The organism is Halalkalicoccus tibetensis (assembly GCF_037996645.1).
In the GTDB taxonomy this organism is placed as follows: domain Archaea; phylum Halobacteriota; class Halobacteria; order Halobacteriales; family Halalkalicoccaceae; genus Halalkalicoccus; species Halalkalicoccus tibetensis.
On the sequence record NZ_JBBMXV010000003.1, the window covers coordinates 785,017 to 805,818 of the forward strand.

Sequence of the window (20,802 nt, forward strand, 5' to 3'; positions counted from 1 at the left end):
CCACTTATGTTTTCGTATACGAGAACAACGGAATCCGTATATCAGGCCGCGTCGATCGCCTCGCGGAACAGCTCGATGCCGAGCTCGATCTCGCGTTCGGTGACGTCGAGCGGCGGCAGCAGTCGGATCGTGCTGTGGCCACAGCCCAGCGTGAGCAGCCCGCGCTGGAGGCCCGCCTTCACGACGGCGTTCCGGCGCTCCTTCGTGTCGAACTCGACGGCGAGCATCAACCCCTTCCCCCTGACGTCCTCGACGCCCTCGGGGTCGGCGTCGCGCAGTAGCTCCTGCACCTGCCGGCCGCGCTCGACGGCGTTCTCGAGCAGGTCGTGCTCGTCGATCGCGTCGAGGGTGAGAACCCCTTGGGCCGCCGCGACGAGATCTCCCCCGCCCCAGGTTGAGCCCAGGCGGTTCTTCTCCTCGGGGAAGACGTCCGAGCGGGAGATCGTCGCCCCCGATCGGAGCGCCTTCGCGCTGCAGATCACGTCGGGCTCGATCGAGTAGTGGTCGGCGGCCCACATCTCCCCGGTGCGGCCGACTCCCGACTGGATCTCGTCGACGATCAGGTGGACGTCGTGGGTCTCACAGACGCGCTGGACTTCGTCCATGAACGCGTCGCTCGGGAACCGGTAGCCGCCGACGCCCTGGACCGGCTCGAGGACCATGAAGGCGACCTCGGCGGGGTCCATGTAGCCCCGTTCGGGGTCGAGCATCCGCTCGAGCTGCGAGCGCCCGCCCGCGAAGAAGCCACACGAACAAGTCGACTCCTCGCAGGTGCGGTCCTCGCAGAACGGGACGGTCCGCGTGCCGGCGATCTCGGGATAGGCGCGCGTGTAGACGTCGCCGGCGCGCGTCATCGAGAGCGTTCCGAGCGTCCGGCCGTGGAAGGCCCCGAGGAAGGTGATGCCGTACTTCCGTTCGGGGGTGTTCGCATACGAGATCTTCATCGCGTTCTCGATGGCCTCGGCCCCCGAGTTCGAGAGGAAGACCGTGTCCATGTCGTACTGCGAGGACGCCTCGACGAGCCGCTCCATCAGTTGGGCCGCCCCCGGGATCTCGGGATCCTCCGGGCCGCCCGCGGACCCGGCGTAGAAGTCCTGGCCGGCGATCTTCAGGGGATCGACGAGGTCGAACTCGGCCATTCGATCCGTTATCTTCGGGTTGTTGTATCCCAGCGGCGCGGCGCCGATGTGGCAGGTGAAATCGAGGAAGACGTTGCCGTCGAGGTCGGTACAGAACGGTCCCTCCGCCTCCCCCGAGACGTCCCACGCGAACTCGTGGGCGTGCTCGCTGGGCGCGGAGTACTGGTGGTGGTACTCGACCCATTCGCGCGTGCGCTCCCCGGGGAGCCGCCGAACGCTCGGCTCCGCGTTATCACGATCCATACACAGGAACCGTATACATCGTTATTAACTCTTGTCGTCGGCGGGCGCGAGGGCGGGCGCTACCGGGTGGGGCCAGAACGGAAAAATCGAGAGGACTACCTCAGCACTCCGACCAACCGCAGGACTCGCAGGTCTTGCAGCCCTCCGAGTAGTAGAGCGTCATCGAGCCGCAGTCGGGACACTCGGGGCTCTCGCCCGCGTCGATGAGGTCCTGGGGGGCGCCCTCGCTCGCGTCCGATCCGCCGGAGTCGACGGCGGCCCCGCCGTCCGTCTCGGGGGCGTCGGGCTCCACCGAGCCCTCACCCTCGAGCTCGGTGAGGTTCTGCTGTTTGGGGTAGCCCCGCTCGATGTCGCCGTCGAGATACCGGCGCAGCGCGGTGCCGATCGCGTCCGGAATGGAGTTGACCTGCTGGCCCTTGTCCCAGGCGACCTTCGGCGAGCGGATGCCCTGGAGCTCGCTCGCGATCTCCTCGGGATCGACGCCCGACCGCAGCGCCGTCGAGATGGTCTTCGCGAGCGCCTCGGTGAAGCTCGCGGTGAACCCGCCCGAGTTGCCGATGTTGGCGAACAGCTCGAACGGCCGGCCGTTCTCGTCCTCGTTGATGTTGACGTAGAGCTTGCCGTAGCCCGTGTCGATGCGCTGGGTTACGCCGTGGAGCACGTCCGGCCGGGGGCGCTTCGTGGCGTACTGGCCCGATTCGCGGGTGATCTCGAGGTCGTCCTCGAGGACCGCGCGGACCTCCTCGTGGGTGAGGAACTCGTCGATCCCGCCGAAGACCTCGCTGATCTGCTCGACGAGCGCTTCGGCGGCCTCCTCCTCGTCGGCGAACTCGGCGTTGTCCGCCCGCGTCGTGAGCACCTGCTTCGAGCGGGTGCCGTCGCGGTAGACGGTGACGCCCTTGCCGCCGTTGTCGTAGATGTAGCGGTAGACCTCCTCCATGTCCTCCTTCGAGGCGGAGTTGGGGAAGTTGCAGGTCTTCGAGATGGCGCTGTCGACGCCCCGCTGGCAGGCACACTGCACGGCGGCGTGGTCCTTGCCCGCGAGGTCCGACGTGACGACGAACAGCTCGCCGATGGCGTTGGGCACCGTCGAGAGCCCTTCGACGCCGTCGAACTCGTTGTTCTGCATCTGCTCCTGGGCCTCGTGCTTGACGGCCTCGACGTCGACGTCGTTGTCCTCTAGAACACGGAGGAAGTAGTCGTCGAACTCGACTAGCATCTCGTCGCCCTGGACGTCGTCGCTCACGTTCTTGTAGTAGGCGACGTTGTAGATCGGCTCACAGCCGCCCGTAGTGTTGCCGACCATCGAGGTCGTGCCCGTGGGCGCGATGGTCGTCGTGTTGTGGTTCCGGATGGGGTAGCCGTCGGCCCAGTCGTCGGCGTCCTCGCCGGTCTGGCGCTCGAACCACTCGCGATACTCGGTGGGGTTCGCGTACTTCGAGTCGGCCCAGTCCTCGAACGGGCCGCGTTCGCCCGCGAGCTCGTGGCTCGCGCGCTTCGAGCCGTGGTTGATGTGGGTCATCAGCTGGCCGGCGATCTCGTTGCCCTCTTCGCTGCCGTAGCGAACGCCGAGCTGGATGTAGAGCTGTGCCAACCCCATGACGCCCAGCCCGATCTTTCGCATCTCCCTCACTTTCCGCTCGATCTCGGGCACCGGGAAGTCGGACATCGTGACGACGTTCTCGAGGAACCGGGTGCCGAGCTCGATCCGGCGCTCGAACTCCTCGACGTCGATGGCCTCGTCGAGGTAGGCGTCGACCGCGGCCTCGAGCGAGTCGAACTCCGCGCCGTGCTCGTCGTGCCAGACCCGCCAGTCGGGCGCGTCGGTCGCCGCGAGCGTCGAGAGGTTGATGTGACCCAGGTTGCAGGCCTCGTACTCCTCCAGCGGTTGCTCGCCACAGGGGTTGGTCGCGAGGATGCGGTGGTCCGGGTTCTCCTCGACGTCGAAGGAGTGTTCCTTGTTGACCCGTTCGAGGTAGATCACGCCGGGCTCGCCGTTCTCGTAGGCGCCGTCGAGGATGCGGTCCCAGATGAGCTCCGCCGGAATGGAGAGCTCCTCGCCGACCTCGACGTGCTCGCCGAGGCCGTACCGGGAGTACATCTCCTTGGTCTCGGCGGTCGCGATGTGGGGCTCCTCCGTCCGGGGGTTCTCGAAGACGTACTCCTCGTCGTTGTACAGCGCCTCCATGAACCCGTCGGTGACCCCCACCGAGATGTTGAAGTTCGAGAGGTGGCCCTCGACGGCGTTACGGAGGTGTTTGGGGACCTTGCCGTCGTCGTCGATCAGCTCGCGGGCTTCTTCGAGTGCTTCCGAGAAGGTGGTGTAGGTGTAGTCGTCGGGGTCGTTGAGCTTCAGCGTGTGGGCCAGCGAGACGTCCTTGTTCTTCGCGTGGATGAACTCGATGACGTCGGGGTGGCTGATCCGCATCACGCCCATCTGGGCGCCGCGTCGCGCCCCGCCCTGTGCGATCGTCTCGCACATCTGGTCGAACGTGCGCATGAACGTGATCGGGCCCGACGCGATCCCGCCGGTGCTTCCGACCGAATCGCCGTAGGGGCGTAGCCGCCAGAACGCATAGCCCATCCCACCGCCCGACTGGAAGACCTCGGCGGCCTCCTTTGCGGTCTGGTGGATGTCGCTGATGTCGTCGTCGGGCGAGTCGACGAAACACGCAGAGAGCTGCTGGAGCTCGTCGCCCGCGTTCATCAGCGTGGGGCTGTTCGGGATGAACGAGAGCTGCTCCATCAGCTTCCGGAACTCGTCGGCCTTCTCCTCGACGTGCTCGCGAACCCCGCCGGGCAGCTCGGGGACGACCGTCTCGTAGGCGAACTTGTTGACGTTGTACACCGAGAGCTCGGCCTCGGCGTCGTCGTCCGCCGTCGTTCCGGCCCCGAAGACCTCCGCGGCGAGCTCGTCGCGCCGTGGGTGGTCGGGCTTGAGCTGGTCGGGCGAGACGGTGACCTCGACGTCGCGCTTCTCGGCCTCGAAGACGGCCTCGGCGAGCGCGATGTTCCGTGCGACGCGAACGAAGAGGTCCTCCTGGGACTCGACGAGCTCGCCGTCCGCGTCCTTGCGGAGATACCGGGCGGGGAGGATGTTCTCGTAGGCGTTGGCGGTCAGGCGCTCCTTCAGGGTCTCGCCCTCGGTACGCTTGACCGGGAGGGTGAGCTCCTCGGCGTCGAGGTCCGCGCGGCTCACGCGCGCACCTCCGCGACACCGGTAGCGACGGACTGGCCTTCGATCTGACTGGATAGATGGTTTCGGCTACGTACCATTTGTAACGGCAACCGAATACACAGCCAGTCCTATGAAGCTTTACTTTCCAGAAATGGGAATTGTGAAAGAATAACAGGGATGCCTCTGTCCATCAGAGTGGCGCCCCCCGTTCTCACCGCTCGTGAGAGGGTAGGGGCGGGGCCCACTATAACCTGTCCAAACCGGGGTGGAAGTGAACCGGCCGCCCGACGCGCATCGCCCCTCGGCAAGAAAGCTTATTTATTCCTATACTAATGTGGAGTTATGGACGCACAGATGCCCATGGAGGCCTCCCTCGTCGGCGACCCGAGCATGGTACTGCTCGTGTTGGCGGCGCTCGTGGTGGTGATCCTCGTCGGGCGGTTCCTGTTGAAGCTCGCGTGGCGGTTCGTCGCGATGACGACCGCGGCGATCGTCGCCTTCTACGCCGTGACCGTCGTGGTTCCCTCAGTGTTCGCACTGGTGTAGGAAGTTCTCGATCACGTCGTGACCCACGCCCGTGAGCACGCTCTCGGGGTGGAACTGGACGCACTCGATGGGGTGCTCGCGGTGGCGGATCCCCATCACAAGCTGCTCGCCGGCGTGGTCGGTCGTCGCCGTCACCTCGAAGCAGTCCGGTACGTCGGTCGCGATCAGCGAGTGATAGCGCCCGGCCTGAAACCCCTGTTCGAGCCCGGCGAAGACGCCCCGGCCGTCGTGCTCGACGGGAAAGGCCTTCCCGTGGATCGGCTCGGGCGCGCGACCCACGCTCCCGCCGTAGGCGTAGACGGCGGCCTCGAGCCCGAGACAGACCCCTAGGGTCGGGATCTCGGGACTCACCTCGCGAAGCACCTCCGTGGTGACGCCGACGTCCCTCGCGTTCTTCGGGTGGCCCGGCCCCGGCGAGATGACGATGGCGTCGGGCTCCGTGGAACGGATCTCGGAAAGCGAGGCGGTGTTGCGAAGCACCTCGGTTTCGGCGCCCTGTTCTGAGACGTACTCGACGAGGTTGTAGGTGAAGGAGTCGAAGTTGTCGACGAACAGCACGCGCTTCGTGCGGGCGAGGCTCATTGGAGCACCCCCTCGGACTCGACCTCGATGCGCTCGATCGCGTCGAGGACGCCGCCCATCTTCTTCTCGGTTTCCTCGTATTCGGCGGCGGGGTCGCTGTCGGCGACCAGCCCCGCGCCCGCCTGGACCGTGATCCGATCCCGCTCGCCGTGCTCGATCGTCGCCGTCCGAATCGCGATCGCGGTGTCGGCGTCGCCCGTCCAGGAGTAGTAGCCGATGCCCCCGCCGTAGATCCCGCGGGGCTCTCGCTCCAGTTCGTCGATGATCTCCATCGCGCGGATCTTCGGCGCGCCCGAGAGGGTGCCGGCCGGGAACGCCGCCCGGGTGGCGTCGAACGCGTCGAAGGGGCCCGTCCGTCCGGCGCCCGAGGGCTCCTCGTCGACGTCCGAATCGGCCGCGAGCTCGCCGGTCACCGTCGACTCGATGTGCTGAACGTGGCTGTACTTCAGCACGTTCATGAACTCGTCCACCCGTACGGAGCCCGGCTTCGAGACCCGGCGGACGTCGTTTCGCGCCAGATCGACGAGCATGGTGTGTTCGGCACGCTCCTTGTCGTCAGCGAGCATCTCGCCGGCGAGCCGGCGGTCCTCGACCGGGCTCGACCCCCGCGAGCAGGTGCCCGCGATCGGGTTGCTCGTCACCAGCCCGTCGCGCACCGAGACCAGCGTCTCGGGGCTCGCGCCGACGACGGTTCGCTCGCCGTAGCCGAGCAGGTACATGTACGGCGAGGGGTTGATCTCCCGCAGCGCCTCGTACAGCCCGAGGGGATCGATCTCGCCGACGAGCTCGCGTTTGCGCGAGAGCACGCCCTGGTAGATGTCGCCGTCGAGCACGCGCTCTTTCGTCTCCTCGACGATCGCCTCGTACTCCTCGCGGGGGTCCGCGCGTTCACCCTCACGGACGAACCCGCCGGTCTCCGGTTCGTCGGCGTCCTCCAGCGCCTCGCGAACGCGCTCGACCTCCGCCTCGAGCGCGTCGTAGAGCTCGTCGGGGTCGTCCTCCGGGAAGACGATCGGGGTAAGTGAAAGCGTGAGCGTGCCCTCGACCTCGTCGAAGACGAGCGTCCGGGTGCTCAGGACGAACTGAGCGTCGGGCGTTCCACCCTCGTGGCGTTCGACACCCACCTCCGAGAGCCAGAGGTCGTAGACCGCGTCGTAGGCGAGAAAGCCCACCAGCCCGCCGTGGAGGTGGCCGTCCTCGGGGAATCCGATCCGCGGGACCTCCGGTAGCGTCTCTCGGAGGGTATCGAGGGTGTCGCCGCCGTTGGGCTCCATCAGCGCCTCGAGCCGTCCGTCGCCGAGCACGTCGACGTCGGCCGACTCGGGCCGGACCGTGACGACCGCCTCGGGGTCGTAGCCGACGAAGGAGTAGCGTGCGTGGCGGGTCGCGGTCGCGCTCGCGGGCTGAAAGGCGCCGTCGGGATCCGAGGAGGCGACCTTCTCGGCGCTCTCGAGCAGGTAGCCGTACTCCGTGTTGAGCGCGCCGTAGGCCGCGAGCGGCGTCGTCTCGCTATCGAGCTCCGCTCCGACGTAGACGACCGACGGCTCCTCGACGTCCGTGCGCTCGCGGAACGTCTCGCGGTCGATCATCGTGCCGGCACCTCCTCCTTCGCTTCCTGCGCCCGGCGGACGAACTGGTCCACGGCCTCGTGGTCCTTCACGCCGCCCTCGCTCTCGACCCCGCTGGCGGCGTCGACGCCGAAGGGCTCCGCGCTCTCGATAGCCCGCGCGACGTTCCCGGGGGTGAGCCCGCCCGCGAGGATCACGGGGGAATCGAGCTCCCGGACGAGTTCGCCCGTCCGCTCCCAGTCGTGGGTTCGTCCGGTGCCGCCCGCCCCGCTCGCGTCGGTCGAGTCCACCAATAGGGTGTCGGCGACCGAATCGAACGCGCGGGCCTCCTCGGGCTCGCTTGCGTCGACGGACTTGATCACCGGCCGGGTGATCGTTTCCTTCACTGCTTCGAGGTCGGTGGGCTCGAACGGGCCGTGAATCTGGAGGACGTCGGGGCGGGTGCGTTCGACCAGTTCGATCGCCTCCTCGGGGGTTTCGGGCATCGTCACGAGCACGCCGGTCACGAACGGGGGGACCCCTTCGAGGAGTTCCGCGGCCCGCTCGGGATCGACGGCACGGGGGCTGTCGACGGGGACGCCGCTGATGACGCCGATCGCGTCCGCGCCGACCTCTACTGAGGCCGCGACGTCGTCCTCGCGGGCGTGCCCGCAGACCTTCACGCGGGTCACTGGACCACCGTCCCGCGCATCGATTCGAGCTTCTCGGCGGCGCCGCCCCCGTCGATGGCGTTGGCCGCGATTTCGGCGCCCTCCGCGAGCGAGTCGGCCTCGCCGGCGACGTAGATCGCCGCGCCCGCGTTCGCGAGGACGATCTCGCGTTTCGCACCGCCGACCTCGCCGGTGACGATCCCCTCGAGGTCCGCGGCGTTCTCCTCGGGCGTGCCGCCGGAGACCGCGCTCACGGGGTGGGATTCGAGCCCGAGGTCCGCCGGTTCGAGGCTGTACTCCTCGATTTCGTTTCCGCGGACTTCGGCGACGCGAGTCTCGCCGTGGAGTCCGATCTCGTCCATGCCCGCGCCGTGGACCACGAGCGCGCGCTCGACGTCCATGTGTGAGAGCGCGCGGGCGAGGATAGGTACCAAGACGGGGTCGTAGACGCCGACGACTTGGGCGTTCGCGCCCGCAGGATTGGTCAGCGGCCCGAGGACGTTGAACACCGTGCGCATCCCGAGCTCCTTTCGGGGACCGATGACGGCCTTCATCGCGGGGTGGAAGACGGGCGCGAGCATGAACCCGATCCCCTGGTCCTCGATCGCGCGTTCGACGGCCGGCGGTTCGGCGTCGATCTCGACGCCCAGTTCCTCCAGGACATCCGCGCTGCCCGAGTTCGAGGAGACCGAATAGTTGCCGTGTTTCGCGACGGGGACGCCGGCGCCGCTGGCGACGATGGCGCTGGTGGTCGAGACGTTGATCGTGTCGTAGTCGTCGCCGCCGGTCCCGCAGGTGTCGACCAGCGGGGTTCTGTCGGGTGCGATGGTCCGCGCGGCCGCGCGCATCCCCTCGGCGAAGCCCGCGATCTCCTCCTCGGTCTCGCCCTTCGCGCGCAGCGCCGCGAGCAGCGCGCCGATCTGGGCCTCGGTGGCGCCCTCGAAGACCGCCGCGGCCGCCTCCCGTGCCTCGTCCTGTGTCAGGTCCTCGCCCTCGGTGACTCGCTCGATTGTGTCCTTCATGAGTGATCTCCGATGTACGATGTCGGCTTGTAATGGACAAGTAAGTACATCGGCTTAAGCGTGTCGTCGCGCTTTCTTCGAGTCGAAAGCTTCAATTACTCCGGCGGGGTATCCGGAAGTGCACGAGGCAGCGAGGGTTGGTGGTCTAGTCAGGCTATGACACCTCCTTGACATGGAGGAGGCCGGCGGTTCAAATCCGCCCCAACCCATTTCTCGACGACACAACCTGACGAGCGCAGCGAGTCAGCTGCGTCGGCGGAAATGGTTACGAAGGATTTGAAGCAGGGAGTGAAACGAGCGTTAGCGAGTGGAATGACCGAGGTTCAAATCCGCCCCAACCCACTAATTTTGCGCCGAGCACTCTCGCGAGGCGCAAATTCGTCACGTTGGTAGGATTTGAACCCAGAGGACGAGCGGAGCGACGTTCTCGCGGTTCAAATCCGCCCTCACCCACTGTTCTGTACCGGGCGGTAGAGACGAAGTGTGACTGTTGTATTCAGCAGAATTGGGGAGGCCCACATCACTCGTCGTCGGGCGGAGTAATGGTGAAGACGTTTTCCATTATCAGCCTGTGAGCGCGCCGAATCCGGGCGGAGAGGGCCTGTTGGGAGATCCCGAACTCCTCGGCCAGCTCGCTTCGCGTTATTCCTCGTGGGTTCTCGTAGTATCCCCCTTCCAGTGCCGCGATGATCGTTTCATGTTGGGCCTCCGTAAGCGCTAGCTGGGACTTCGAGAAGGGACGTGAGGGACGATAGAGACGCGTGATGTCGATCTCGAAGTCGTTATCGTGAACGTATCCACTGAACTTCGAGACGGAGTTCTCATCGTCGAACCGTAGCTGGAGCTCCCATTCCCTGTCGTGCCCCATCGCATTGAGCAGAACCGCACCCGTCTCCGTATACGCGTAAGCGACCGTTTCGACGTTCTGCACCCAGACGGCCCGGTAGAGAACGGCTTTGTTGAACTCGTCGAGTTTGACGAGGTCATGGACTGACGGGTCGTTCCTCGCCGCCGTCTCGAACGCCTCGTGATTACCGCGTGATGCCCAGAAATAGGGCATGATCTGATCGGGGCCCTGAGCGACGAGGCGTTCGATCTCGATGAACATGCCGGGGATTCGATCTAGAGTTTCGGCGAGCGCGAAGCGCTCGGTTGGAACGGTACACTCGACGATCACACTCATGATTCACTCTCAACACGTCTACGCCTCATATAAAGGCATTTCATATACAATCTGTGCCGATTCCCGATCCAGCGCTCTAAGCCGCCCTGTCCACAGGGGAATACCATGGCGACCATCATCGAGATCCGCATACCCGTCGAGGAGTTCGCATTGGCAGAGACCATCGAGAACGCATCGGAGCTTCGTATCGAAATCGAGCAGCTCGTCGCTCAGAACTCCGAGTCGGCCATGCCGTTCGTGTGGGCCACTACCGATGATCACGCCGCCTTCGAGCGAGCACTCTCCGGTGACCCCAGCGTCGAGGAGTTCTCGGCGCTGGCCGAAACCGGCGAGGACCGACTGTATCAGTTGAGATGGGCCACCGGGGTCGAGCACGTACTCTACCTCATCTTGAAGAAGGGGGGAGGGATACGGAACGCAAGCATACATACGAACGACGACGCATGGACTGTTCAACTACTCTGCCCTGCGCGCGATATGAGCTCGGAGATCTACGAGTTCTGTGAGGACAACGATCTCTCGCTCACCGTCGATGCTATTTATGACCTCGACGGCAATAGGGGTTCAGGACACGGACTAACGAAACGTCAATACGAGTCGCTCCTCGAAGCCGACGAGATGGGCTACTACGACGTCCCACGGCACATCACGCTCTCGGAGCTCGCAGAGCGGCTTGACGTCTCACACCAAGCTCTCTCCGAGCGCCTCCGACGTGGGCATGGCGCCCTCGTCGACCGGCATCTGAACTCGACGGGCCCGCTTCGGCTCGAAGAACCACACAACCGGTAGTATCGGTCCGATTCGTTCCTCCACGGGTTTCTTTACCCCCTCGCCCCCTTCCATCGGGTATGCCAACTGATCTCGTGGTACCCGAGGAGACCATCCGAGAGGCCTGCGGGGAGGTCGAGTTCCCGCGGATGGGAGTGATCGAACAGATCTGGGAGACCGACCCCATACCCACCGACGAAATCGAAGATCGAGCAGCAGCAGCGGTCGAAGAGCTCCCCTTCGACGAAGTCCCGGAGGGCGGCGAGGTGGCGATCGGCGCGGGCAGTCGAGGAATCGCGAACCTGCCCGAGATCGTTTGCGGCGTGGTCCGGGGCGTCGAGGAGTCGGGCTACGAGCCGTTCGTCTTCCCGGCGATGGGCTCTCATGGGGGTGCGACCGCGGAGGGACAGGTCGACAAGCTCGCCACCCTCGGCGTCACCGAGGAGTCGGTCGGCTGCCCGATCCGGGCGACGATGGAGGTCGTGGAGGTCGGACGCACGCCCGAGCGCGACGTACCCGTCTATGCCGACGCCAACGCCGTCGAGGCCGAGGCGATCGTCCCCGTGAACCGGATCAAACCCCACACGGACTTCGGCGGCGACGTCGAGAGCGGGCTCTCGAAGATGCTCGTCATCGGGATGGGCAAGCAGCGCGGCGCGAAGACCGCCCACGACTGGGCGGTCGACTGGAGCCTCCGGAACATGCTCCCCGAGATCACCGAGATTCTCTTAGAGCGACTGCCGGTCGCCGGCGGCGTCGCGATCCTCGAGGACGAGCACGACGACACCGACAGCCTCGAGGCCATCCCTCCCTCCGGGTTCCTCAAACGCGAGGCCGAACTCCTCGAGACCGCGTGGGAACGCATGCCCAAGCTTCCGTTCGACGCTATCGACGTCCTCGTCGTCGACCAGCTGGGCAAGGACGTCAGCGGGCAGGGGATGGACACCAACGTCACCGGCCGGCGCCATTTCACCATCAACGAGCCCGAGCCCGACTCGCCCGAGGTGAAGCGGATCTACGTGCGCGGCTTCACCGACCGGACGAAGGGTAACGCGATGGGGATGGGCCAGGCCGACTTCGCTCATCGGGACGTCTTCGAGGGGCTCGAACCCTCCAAGACCCTGATCAACGCGATCACCGCGAGCACCGTTCGCGGGGTGCGCCTCCCGCCGGTGGTCGGGAGCGATCGGGCGGGGCTGACGGCCGCCCTCGGCACCATCGGCCCCGTGGCGGGCTCCGAGGCGCGCGTCCTCCGAGTGACGGACACGATGCGCCTCCAGCGCTGTTACGCCTCCGAGGCGCTCTGTGAGGCCGCCCGCGAACGGGAGGACCTCCGGGTCGTCAAGGAGGCGGAGGAGCTCGAATTCGACGCCGAAGGGGAGTTCGCGGCCGGCGCCCCGGAGTAGGGGTTCGGGGCGGCGATAGGGCTTACCCGCTGGATCCCCAGCCTATCCCATGCAGCTTCCCGACCCCGGCCTGCTCTTCCGGCTCGCGGTCGCGGTCTTCGTGATCGTCACGCCGACGCTGATGTTCCTCGGGCTGGTGCGCCTGCTCGAACGCGTCCGCGACGACGACCTGATCTACCGGCTCATGACCGAGGAGGAGCTCCGAACCGTCGAGCGCTCGCACTCGCTCGCGGGCTTCGTCGAGGAGGTCACCGGGACGACCCCGGGGACGGTCCGTTGTCCCGACTGCGGGGCGATCAACGCCGCGGGCATGGGGAGCTGCGTCGAGTGTGGCGCGAGGGTCGGCTGACCGATAGCTTATAGGGGTGCTACCGCTTCACTCGGAGCATGGCTACCGAGGTGCGCGTCGAGACGGAATCGGAGCTCGAACGGACCCTCGGACTGCGCGCGGCGCTCGCCATCGGCATCGGGACCATGATCGGGGCGGGGATCTTCGTCTTCCCGGGCATCGCCGCCGGCCGGGCCGGCCTCGCGGCGACCGCCTCCTTCGGGATCGGCGCGGTGATCGCCCTGCTCGTCGCGCTTCCGGCCTCCGAGCTCGCGACGGCGATGCCCAAGAGCGGCGGCGGCTACTACTTCGTCTCGCGGGGCTTCGGCACGCTTCCGGGCTGTGTCGTCGGGATCAGCCTCTGGATCGGTCTGGTGTTCGCCAGCGCCTTCTACCTCGTCGGCTTCGGCGAGTACGCCGCCGCGATCGTCGGGACCGGCGGCGGGAACGTGGTGGTCGGCGTCGCCCTCCTCGGGGCGGTCGTCCTCACCGGCGTGAGCGTCGGCGGCACCGAGCGTGCGGGGGACCTCCAGAACGTCATCGTCACCCTCTTGCTCGGTATTCTCGCGGCGTTTCTCACCTACGGCACCCTCGACTCGCTGGGCGTGATCGGGGCGACCAGCCCGCCGGAACGCTTCGCGCCCCACGGCGCCTGGCCCGTCCTGACCACCGCCGCGCTCGTCTTCACCTCCTATCTGGGGTTCGTCCAGGTCGCGACCGTCGCGGGCGACATCCGGGATCCCGGGCGGAACCTCCCGATCGCGATGGTCGGGAGCGTCCTCGTCGTCGGCGTCCTCTACGTGACGATGATCTACGTCTCGACGGCGGCCTTCGGCAGCGCCCGGCTCGCCGAGCTCGGTGAGACCGCCCCCGTCGAGGTCGCGCGCAGCTACGTCGGCACCCCCGGCGCGATCGCGATCCTCGTCGCCGGCCTGCTCGCGACGGTCTCCAGTGCGAACGCCTCGATCCTTTCCGCCTCGCGGGCGATCTACGCGCTGAGCAACGACGCGCTCCTCCCCGACGAGGCGGGCCGGCTCAACCGACGCTACAGCACCCCACACGTCGCGATCCTACTCGCGGGCGGGCCGGTGATCGTTCTCGTGCTGTTCGGCCCCGTCGAGACCCTCGCGGAGGTGGCCTCCTTCCTCCATCTGGTGATGTACGGGCTGATCTGCCTGACGCTGATCGAGCTCCGCCGGAGCGACCCCGACTGGTACGACCCGGTCTTCCGGGCGCCCGGCTACCCCGTCCTTCCGGCGATCGGCGCGCTCGCCAGCTTCGGGCTGATCGCCTTCATGGCGCCCGCCTCGCAGGTCGTCGGGCTCCTCGTGCTCGCGACGGCGGCGGGCTGGTACCTGCTCTACGGCCGCGAGGTCTCGCTCCGGGGTGTCCACGGATGAGCCCGGACCCCGACGCTTCCCGGTCGGTCGGGGCCGACCCGACCCGGTTCCGGGTGCTCGTCCCGATCGACGCCTCGCGCGACGTCGAGCCGTCGCCCCATCTCTACCGGCTCCTCGAGGCGTTCGACCCCGTCGTCCTGGGCTACTACCCGATCCCCGAGCAGACCACCCCCGAACAGGCCCGGGGGGAGTTCGAGGACGAGGCCGTCGACCGCGTCGAGGGGGTCCTCGCGCCCCTGCTCGCCGACCGGGCCGGCGTCGAGTCGCTGCTCGTGTTCACGCCCGACCGGGTCGAGACGATCGAGCGGGTGGCCGAGGAGTACGCCTGCGACGCGGTGCTCGCACCGGGGGCGATCGAGCGCCTCGAGCGCGTGCTCGTCCCGGTCCGGGGGGGAACGAACGTCGGGCGGATCGTCGCGTTCGTCGACGCGCTGGTCGAGGAGGTCACCGTCGGGGTGACGCTGCTTCACGTCGCGCCCGAGGAGGACCGCCGCGAGGAGAGCGAGCTGGTCCTGCGTGGGGCCCGCGAGCGCCTCGTCGAGCAGGGACTCGACCCCGGATTGTTCGACCTCGAGGTCCGCGTCGCGGATCGCCCGATCCCCGCCATCGCCGAGGTGGCGGCGACCCACGACGCGGTCGTGATCGGCGAGACCGAGCCCTCGATCAGGGACCGCCTCCTCGGGGACCGACCCGAGCGGCTCGTCGAGGCGGTGGGCTGTCCCGTGCTGATCGTCCGGCGGGATCACGACGAGTCGGTGTCGGGTTCCGAGACGTCGTGAAGCGTCTCGTGAAATCCGAGCACGAGCGAGGGGACGACGACGATGAAGCAGTGTTCCTCGATGGGGATGCCCGCGACCTCGTAGCCCGTCCGCTCGACGATGTCGAAGACGCCGACCTCGAGGGTGTACCAGTCCCAGAAGTACGCGACCGGATAGAGCACCGCGATCGTCTTCGCGGCGCGTCCGAGCGCGCCCGCCCGGCGGAGCAACAGCCCGGCGATCGCGCCCCAGAAGACGATCGTGGCGAGATACGTGTAGCGTCCGAGGACGGTGATGTCGAACCGCATACCGCATACGAGGGGTGGGGAGTGCTAAACGGTATCGCCGTGCGAATGACTAACGTTGATTACGGTGGACGGCGAAGTTCGAACGAGACGATGGATATCGATGATATAGCGACCACCGAGTACACGGAGGCCGACGTCGGAGAACGCTTCGGGAAGATCCGAGCCGCCTTCGAGGAGTCGAACCCGAAGGCGATCGTGATCACCGATGACGGCGAGTACGCCGGCATCGTGACCGAGCGCCAGATCCTCCAGTCACACGTCGAGGACAACACCAAGGCCTCGGCGTTCATGCGTTCGGCCCCGGGGATCGACCGCGGGGAGGACATCCGTGAGGTCGCGCGCATGCTCGTCGAGGGCGGCACCTCCGTCGCGCCGGTCTTCGAGGGCGAGGAGCTGTGGGGAATCATCACCGCCAACGCGGTCCTCGAGAGCGTCCTCGAGAACCTCGACGCGATCACCGTCGAGCAGATCTACACCGACGAGGTCGTCTCGGTCAACCGCGACACCACCGTCGGCCGGGCGATCAACCTCCTTCGGGAACACGCCATCTCCCGGCTGCCCGTCCTCGCCGACGACGGCCAGCTCGAGGGCGTCGTCACGACCCACGACCTCCGGGACGTGATCATCCGCGACATGGACAAGGCCACCGTCGGCGACCGGGGCGGCGACCTCGAGCGCATCCTCGATATACCGGTGTACGACGTGATGAACAGCCCCGTCGAGACCGCCTCCCGCGAGGAGGCCGTCAGCGCCGCGGTCGGTCGGATGTTCGACCACGACTACAACGGGCTGATCGTCACCGCCGACCCGGACGACCGGCAGGTCACGGGCGTCGTCACCAAGACGGACGTCCTGCGCGCGCTCACCTTCACCGAGGACGAACATATGGACGTCCAGATCACCAATATCGCGCTGCTCGATACCCTCTCCCGGGAGGACGTCCGCGCGGACATCACCGGCGTCACCGACAAGTACCGCCGGATGCAGGTCCACCACGCCCACGTCCGGTTCCAGGAACACAAGGAGAAGCTCCGCGGGACGCCGCTGATCCACTGCCAGATCCGCCTGCGCACCAACCGCGGGCAGGTCGCCGGTAGCGGCGAGGGCTACGGCGCGAACTCCGCGTTCCACGTCGCGCTCGACAAACTGGAGCGCAACGTCCTCGAGATGAAGGGCGTCGAGAGCGACGAGGAGTACGAGGGGCAACTACTGAGAAAGCTCAACGAGATCTGAGACTCCCCGTTTCGATCCGACTGCGTCACCGATTCGGCCACAGACCTTATCGTCAAACGATATACATGTATGCTATGAGTACACAGAACACCACCCCACCGAAGTCGTCGCTCGCGACGAAAGTCCTCTATCTCGTCGCCTCGGTCGTCCTCGCACTGGTCGCCCTCTGGATGACACCGCTCCTGATCGGCCCGGTCGGATCGACGACCGTACTGATCGTCTTCCTCGTGACGCTCGTGGCGTCGTTCGCAGCGTTGTTGCTCGTCGACGCTCGTCAGTAGTCGAACTCGGCCATCCCGATGATCAGTACGATTCGACGGTCAACCCGTCGATCCGCTCGAAGTGATCGACGTTTCGCGTCAGGACCGGTTCCTCGTGAACGAGCCCCGTTGCGGCGATGATCGTATCACCCATACCGACGGCCCGGCCCTCGGCCGCGAGCCGTCCGTCGATGCGTCCGGCCTTCTTCATCACGGCGCTATCGGCGGGGTAGACCTGTTTCGAATCGAGAACCGCTTCTATCCGTTGGCGTCGGTTCGCGGGATCCCCGACCCGCTCGATGCCGTGGTATAACTCGAACAACGACACCGACGAGAGACGGAGCGGGATCCGCCGGGACTCTAGATCTCCGATCCGCCCCGTCGCCCGATCGTCGCCCTGCATCACGTCGATCAGAACGTCGGTATCGACGATCACGGGTCCATCCGGTCCGTCAGCCGGTCGAGACGTTCCCGGGAACGGTCCTCGCTCCCGTCGATCGCCTCGCGCATCTCCGCAGCCTCCTCGTCGGTGAGGACCCCCGACAGATCCAGCAAGGAGCGCTCGCCGGCGATCCGCTCGACGGTATCAGAGAACGACTCGCCGTCCCGTTTCCGGCTCTCGAGACGCCGGTAGGCCTCCTCGGTGAGCCGGACGTTCCGGTACTCCGTCTCGCCCATGTATACAGATGTGTGCAGGAATCGCTTAACCGTTGTGGCGGCTTCGAGCGAAGTCGAACTACCCGTCCAGAAGCTCCCACAGCCGCTCGTGGTCGCCGCCCATGCGCTCCAACAGCCCGCGCGCACGCTCCTTCGTCCCCTCGTCGACCTCTACGTGGACCATCCCCTCGCCGGGCTGGCCGTAGACGACGCTCGCGCCCTCGGGCGCGAGGACGAGCGCGGGCAGAACCACGAGGTCCTCCTCGCCGTCGACGTCGATCGCGACGGGCTCCTCGCTCCCGAGCGCCTCCCGGAGCGCCCGGAGCATCGACTCGGAGAGGGTCGCGGCCGGGTTCGTCGCGGTGATCCGGCGGGCGCTGCTGGTCTCGAGGACGTCCGCGACCTCGGGCTCGACAGCGTCGCGCTCGGTCAGCCCGTCGACGACGGCGACGTCGGGGGTGTGGCCGATCCGCTCGAAGTGGTAGGAGACGACGTCGCCGACGGCGATCAGGGGTCCCGAGACGTCGCCCGAGAGCACCTCGGCGTCGGTCTCGACCGGCCCCATCGGGTCCTTGAACGCCCCGCGGAGCTCGTCGGGCAGCGTGAGGACGACCTCGCTGTCGCCCATCAGCGGACCTTGAGCGCGTACTCGCCGGGCTCGGTGACCTGCATCTCGCTCGCGATATCGCTGTCCTCGGGGTGGGAAATCACCACGTAGCCCGCCCAGTCGTCGGTGAAGGAGGTCGACCCGCAGGAGGGACAGGCGTTGGTGTCGGGCTCGACGACGCGGTGACAGTCCCGACAGACCTGGCGGTCGCGGGCCATCTAGTCGTCACCCGCCGCCTGCTGGCGTCCCTCGTGCTCCTCGGCGAGCCAGCCGTGTTTCCCGAGTCCGGGCTGTTTCGCGGTCAGCCCGATCTTCGAGTCCCGGGGGTTGCGTTCGTCGATGCTCTTGGTGACGATCCGCGCGCGTACGGCGTCGTCGACCCCGAGGGTGCGGTTCGACTCGTTGGAAGCGAGCTGCTGGTTCTCCGCGTCGTAGGAGAGGTACTCGTCGGAGATCTGTGAGACGTGCAGCAGCCCGTCGACGGGGCCGATCCCGACGAACGCGCCGAACTCCACGACCTCGACGACCGTCCCGTCGATGACCTCCTGCATGTTGGGATCGAACGTGACGGCGTCGAACTCCGCCTCGTAGTAGACGCCCGGCCGGTTCGGGAGGACCGCCCCCTCGCCGATGTCGTTGACCGAGACGACCGAGACGACGCTGCCGACGTCCTCGTCCATTCGTCCCTCGAGCTTGTCCTGGAGCAGCTTGCGTACCATGTCCGTCGAGACGTCCGCGAGCCGCTCGGGCGGCACCTCGACCGTGTCCGTGAGTGTGACCCGTTTATACATATTATGGCTGAGTGACTGCGAGTTCGTTCCGGCCCCTTAAACCAATTACTGGAACGCCGGCGTCGTGCAGGCGCTCGCGCAGCGGACCGTCGTTCGTGACCACGTAGTCGCACTCGCCCGCCCGCGCGAGCGAGACGATGGCGTCGTCAGCGTGTGACTCCCCGCTCTCGACCGCGATCGGCCGACAGCGCTCCGCGAGGTCCAACCCGACCGAGGCGGCGACCGCCTCCTCGCTCGCCCCGCCGGCGAGGTTCCGCAGCTCCCGACGAACGGCGTCGGGAACGACGAGCTCCGCCTCGGGAAGCAGGCGCTCGACCTCCTCGAACACCCGCAGGTCGCATTCGACCGGCATCATCAGGGCGTTGGTGTCCATGCAGACGACGGTCATCTACTCCTTCAGGGTACCGATCCCGATGAGCCGCCAGCGCGTGCCGACTCTGCGGTTCATCGCGATCTGCGCGCCGACGGGCGCACAGACCGGCCGCTTGAGCGAGACCTCGCACTCGCCCTCGCGGGCGCTCGTGACCGCGCCGACCGTGGTGGCGGTGCCGATCGTCATCATCAGGGGCTCGCCCGTGGAGATCGGATCGACGGTCTCGCCCTCGTCGGCGCCGACGACCCGCTCGAGCAGGTCGACGTCCATCGTGAACGACTCCCAGGTCGGCGGCAGCGTCCCCGGGATCCCGGCGATCTGGCCCGCCAGCGCGTCGCCCTTCGTCAGGCTGGGGTCGAGCCCGGTGCCGACGCCCAGCAGGCCGCCCGGCACCGCCCGGTCGACGTCCTCGCCGCCGGCCTGGATCGAACGGACGTCCGTGTGGATGGGCTGCCACTCCGACTGGCCGCCCTCCTCGACCTCGCGGCCCGGTCGGACCTCGAGCTCGTCGCCGACCTCCAGATGGCCCGAGACGAGGCTCCCGCCGATCACGCCGCCGGTCAGCCCCTCCCAGGTCGTCCCTGGGCGGTTGATGTCGAAGCTGCGCGCGACGTGCAGTCGCGGGTCGGCCTCGGGGTCGCGCTCGGGCGTGGGGATCTCCTCCTCGATGGCGCCCATGAGGTAGTCGATGTTGACCTCCTGCTGGGCGCTGATCGGGACGATCGGGGCGTCCTCGGCGACGGTGCCGGAGACGAACTCCTTGATCTGTTCGTAGCTTCGCTGGGCCTGCTCGCGGTCGACCAGGTCGACCTTGTTCTGGGCGACGACGACGTTCTCGATCCCGATGATGTCGAGCGCCATCAGGTGCTCCTCGGTCTGGGGTTGGGGGACGTCCTCGGTCGCGCTGACTACGAGGACGGCGCCGTCCATGATCGAGGCCCCCGAAAGCATCGTCGCCATCAGCGTCTCGTGGCCCGGTGCGTCGACGAACGAGACCGTGCGGACGACCTCGCTCTCCGAGCCGTCGGGGCAGGTCTCCTCGACGGTGTAGCAGTCGGGCTCCTCGACGCCCGGACAGCGCCGGAACGTCGCGTCCGCGTAGCCCAGACGGATGGAGATCCCGCGTTTCATCTCCTCGGAGTGCTGGTCGGTCCACGAGCCCGAGAGGGCCTGTACCAGCGTCGTCTTGCCGTGATCGACGTGGCCGACCAGTCCGATGTTCACCTCCGGTTGCTGTTGGTCTCTCGCTAGGGTTGCCTCCATAGTAATTTGATGACTGTTCGCCCCGAACGACTGATAAACCTACTGTTCTCCTACCTTCGAGCGGTGTGAACGCACCGCGTACGCGGCCCCGATCACCCGTTCCCGATCTCGTCGGGCTCGTCCTCCGGTTCGGCCGGCAGTTCGAGGGAGATCTCCCTGTCCTCGCCTGCCTCGATCGAGAACGCCGCCTCGTCCTCGCCCTCGTCGTTGCTCGCCGTGACGGTGTACTCGCCGGGTTCGACCCCCTGGAGGACGACGGTTCCCTCGGGATCGGTCTCGAACTCCTCGTCGTCGTACGTGCCGCCGTCGACCGTCACGGTGGCACCCGGAACGGCCACCTCGTTCCCGTCGACGACCTCGATGAAGACGTTGGCCCCCTCGATCTCCCGGGTTTCGCCCCCGTCGGCGGGCTCCTCCTCGACCTCGCCGGGGTCGGTGCCGCCCCCGCCGCCCGTACAGCCGGCGAGCGCGGCGCCGGCGGTCGTGCCGGCGAGCGCGACGAACCCTCGTCGGCTCGTCCGTTCCCGTTCCATGTTTCG

Annotated in this window: 24 protein-coding genes and 1 tRNA gene; 9 read left to right on the top strand and 16 right to left on the bottom strand. The window is 67.1% G+C overall.

The window, feature by feature from the left end; genetic code table 11:
* Positions 1-41 precede the first annotated feature (41 nt).
* Positions 42-1,382, bottom strand: coding sequence for a class-III pyridoxal-phosphate-dependent aminotransferase (locus tag WOA58_RS12470; protein ID WP_340604541.1), 1,341 nt, complete (start codon positions 1,380-1,382; stop codon positions 42-44).
* A gap of 100 nt (positions 1,383-1,482) precedes the next feature.
* A complete protein-coding gene (locus WOA58_RS12475) occupies positions 1,483-4,581 on the bottom strand; it encodes an adenosylcobalamin-dependent ribonucleoside-diphosphate reductase (RefSeq protein WP_340604543.1) in 3,099 nt (1,032 codons plus the stop codon).
* A gap of 321 nt (positions 4,582-4,902) precedes the next feature.
* Here WOA58_RS12475 and WOA58_RS12480 point away from each other — a divergent pair, with 321 nt between their 5' ends.
* Positions 4,903-5,106 carry a hypothetical protein gene (locus WOA58_RS12480; RefSeq protein WP_340604545.1) on the top strand — a complete coding sequence of 68 codons (204 nt, stop codon included), beginning with the start codon at positions 4,903-4,905 and terminating at the stop codon, positions 5,104-5,106.
* Here the strand turns inward: WOA58_RS12480 and trpG are convergent.
* The 4 genes from trpG to trpD are packed head-to-tail and all read right to left on the bottom strand — an operon-like array spanning position 5,086 to position 8,928.
* Positions 5,086-5,688, bottom strand: coding sequence for an anthranilate synthase component II (gene trpG, locus WOA58_RS12485; protein ID WP_340604546.1), 603 nt, complete (start codon positions 5,686-5,688; stop codon positions 5,086-5,088). The genes WOA58_RS12480 and trpG overlap by 21 nt on opposite strands.
* Complete coding sequence (trpE, locus tag WOA58_RS12490) at positions 5,685-7,277, bottom strand: anthranilate synthase component I (RefSeq protein WP_340604548.1); 1,593 nt, start codon at positions 7,275-7,277, stop codon at positions 5,685-5,687. Before trpE ends, trpG begins: the two co-directional genes overlap by 4 nt.
* Positions 7,274-7,927 (bottom strand): phosphoribosylanthranilate isomerase, encoded by a 654-nt coding sequence (locus tag WOA58_RS12495; protein ID WP_340604549.1) that lies wholly within the window; start codon positions 7,925-7,927, stop codon positions 7,274-7,276. Before WOA58_RS12495 ends, trpE begins: the two co-directional genes overlap by 4 nt.
* Positions 7,924-8,928 carry an anthranilate phosphoribosyltransferase gene (trpD, locus tag WOA58_RS12500; protein ID WP_340604550.1) on the bottom strand — a complete coding sequence of 335 codons (1,005 nt, stop codon included), beginning with the start codon at positions 8,926-8,928 and terminating at the stop codon, positions 7,924-7,926. The genes WOA58_RS12495 and trpD overlap by 4 nt, the downstream gene beginning before the upstream one ends.
* 134 nt (positions 8,929-9,062) lie before the next feature.
* Between trpD and WOA58_RS12505 the strand changes: the two genes are divergently transcribed.
* Positions 9,063-9,137: transfer RNA gene (locus tag WOA58_RS12505), tRNA-Val, on the top strand.
* 311 nt (positions 9,138-9,448) lie between these two features.
* Here the strand turns inward: WOA58_RS12505 and WOA58_RS12510 are convergent.
* On the bottom strand, positions 9,449-10,111 hold the full coding sequence (locus tag WOA58_RS12510; protein ID WP_340604551.1) for a helix-turn-helix domain-containing protein: 663 nt from the start codon (positions 10,109-10,111) through the stop codon (positions 9,449-9,451).
* A gap of 105 nt (positions 10,112-10,216) precedes the next feature.
* Here WOA58_RS12510 and WOA58_RS12515 point away from each other — a divergent pair, with 105 nt between their 5' ends.
* From WOA58_RS12515 to WOA58_RS12535, 5 genes are read left to right on the top strand one after another with little or no spacing between them, the layout of a single operon-like run.
* Positions 10,217-10,900 (top strand): helix-turn-helix domain-containing protein, encoded by a 684-nt coding sequence (locus WOA58_RS12515; RefSeq protein WP_340604553.1) that lies wholly within the window; start codon positions 10,217-10,219, stop codon positions 10,898-10,900.
* A 59-nt stretch (positions 10,901-10,959) separates the two neighbouring features.
* Positions 10,960-12,285 carry a nickel pincer cofactor-dependent isomerase, group 22 gene (locus tag WOA58_RS12520; protein WP_340604554.1) on the top strand — a complete coding sequence of 442 codons (1,326 nt, stop codon included), beginning with the start codon at positions 10,960-10,962 and terminating at the stop codon, positions 12,283-12,285.
* A gap of 49 nt (positions 12,286-12,334) precedes the next feature.
* The gene (locus WOA58_RS12525; protein ID WP_340604555.1) at positions 12,335-12,634 is read left to right on the top strand and encodes a hypothetical protein; all 300 of its coding nucleotides are present in this window, start codon (positions 12,335-12,337) and stop codon (positions 12,632-12,634) included.
* A gap of 38 nt (positions 12,635-12,672) precedes the next feature.
* Positions 12,673-14,013, top strand: coding sequence for an APC family permease (locus WOA58_RS12530; protein WP_340604556.1), 1,341 nt, complete (start codon positions 12,673-12,675; stop codon positions 14,011-14,013).
* Positions 14,010-14,792, top strand: a complete 783-nt coding sequence (locus WOA58_RS12535; protein ID WP_340604557.1) for a universal stress protein — start codon at positions 14,010-14,012, stop codon at positions 14,790-14,792. The genes WOA58_RS12530 and WOA58_RS12535 overlap by 4 nt, the downstream gene beginning before the upstream one ends.
* On the opposite strand, the gene WOA58_RS12540 is transcribed toward WOA58_RS12535, so the two are convergent.
* Positions 14,756-15,079, bottom strand: coding sequence for a lycopene cyclase domain-containing protein (locus WOA58_RS12540; RefSeq protein ID WP_340604558.1), 324 nt, complete (start codon positions 15,077-15,079; stop codon positions 14,756-14,758). The two genes, WOA58_RS12535 and WOA58_RS12540, sit on opposite strands and share 37 nt — an antisense overlap.
* Positions 15,080-15,169: 90 nt before the next feature.
* Between WOA58_RS12540 and WOA58_RS12545 the strand changes: the two genes are divergently transcribed.
* Positions 15,170-16,312 (top strand): CBS domain-containing protein, encoded by a 1,143-nt coding sequence (locus WOA58_RS12545; RefSeq protein ID WP_340604559.1) that lies wholly within the window; start codon positions 15,170-15,172, stop codon positions 16,310-16,312.
* A gap of 74 nt (positions 16,313-16,386) precedes the next feature.
* Complete coding sequence (locus tag WOA58_RS12550; RefSeq protein ID WP_340604561.1) at positions 16,387-16,593, top strand: hypothetical protein; 207 nt, start codon at positions 16,387-16,389, stop codon at positions 16,591-16,593.
* A 22-nt stretch (positions 16,594-16,615) separates the two neighbouring features.
* Here the strand turns inward: WOA58_RS12550 and WOA58_RS12555 are convergent, their stop codons facing one another.
* From WOA58_RS12555 to WOA58_RS12590, 8 genes are all read right to left on the bottom strand, one after another.
* A complete protein-coding gene (locus WOA58_RS12555; protein ID WP_340604562.1) occupies positions 16,616-17,008 on the bottom strand; it encodes a type II toxin-antitoxin system VapC family toxin in 393 nt (130 codons plus the stop codon).
* Positions 17,005-17,250: an antitoxin VapB family protein gene (locus WOA58_RS12560; RefSeq protein ID WP_340604563.1), complete on the bottom strand. Its 246-nt coding sequence runs from the start codon at positions 17,248-17,250 to the stop codon at positions 17,005-17,007. Before WOA58_RS12560 ends, WOA58_RS12555 begins: the two co-directional genes overlap by 4 nt.
* 58 nt (positions 17,251-17,308) lie before the next feature.
* A complete protein-coding gene (locus WOA58_RS12565; protein WP_340604564.1) occupies positions 17,309-17,857 on the bottom strand; it encodes a GTP-dependent dephospho-CoA kinase family protein in 549 nt (182 codons plus the stop codon).
* On the bottom strand, positions 17,857-18,054 hold the full coding sequence (gene spt4, locus WOA58_RS12570; RefSeq protein ID WP_340604565.1) for a transcription elongation factor subunit Spt4: 198 nt from the start codon (positions 18,052-18,054) through the stop codon (positions 17,857-17,859). Before spt4 ends, WOA58_RS12565 begins: the two co-directional genes overlap by 1 nt.
* On the bottom strand, positions 18,055-18,627 hold the full coding sequence (locus WOA58_RS12575; RefSeq protein WP_340604566.1) for a DNA-directed RNA polymerase: 573 nt from the start codon (positions 18,625-18,627) through the stop codon (positions 18,055-18,057).
* Position 18,628: 1 nt separating this feature from the next.
* Positions 18,629-19,000 (bottom strand): DUF188 domain-containing protein, encoded by a 372-nt coding sequence (locus WOA58_RS12580; RefSeq protein ID WP_390220956.1) that lies wholly within the window; start codon positions 18,998-19,000, stop codon positions 18,629-18,631.
* A 15-nt stretch (positions 19,001-19,015) separates the two neighbouring features.
* A complete protein-coding gene (locus tag WOA58_RS12585) occupies positions 19,016-20,263 on the bottom strand; it encodes a translation initiation factor IF-2 subunit gamma (RefSeq protein ID WP_340604568.1) in 1,248 nt (415 codons plus the stop codon).
* Positions 20,264-20,355: 92 nt separating this feature from the next.
* The gene (locus tag WOA58_RS12590; RefSeq protein WP_340604569.1) at positions 20,356-20,796 is read right to left on the bottom strand and encodes a carboxypeptidase-like regulatory domain-containing protein; all 441 of its coding nucleotides are present in this window, start codon (positions 20,794-20,796) and stop codon (positions 20,356-20,358) included.
* Between the last annotated feature and the right edge of the window lie 6 nt (positions 20,797-20,802).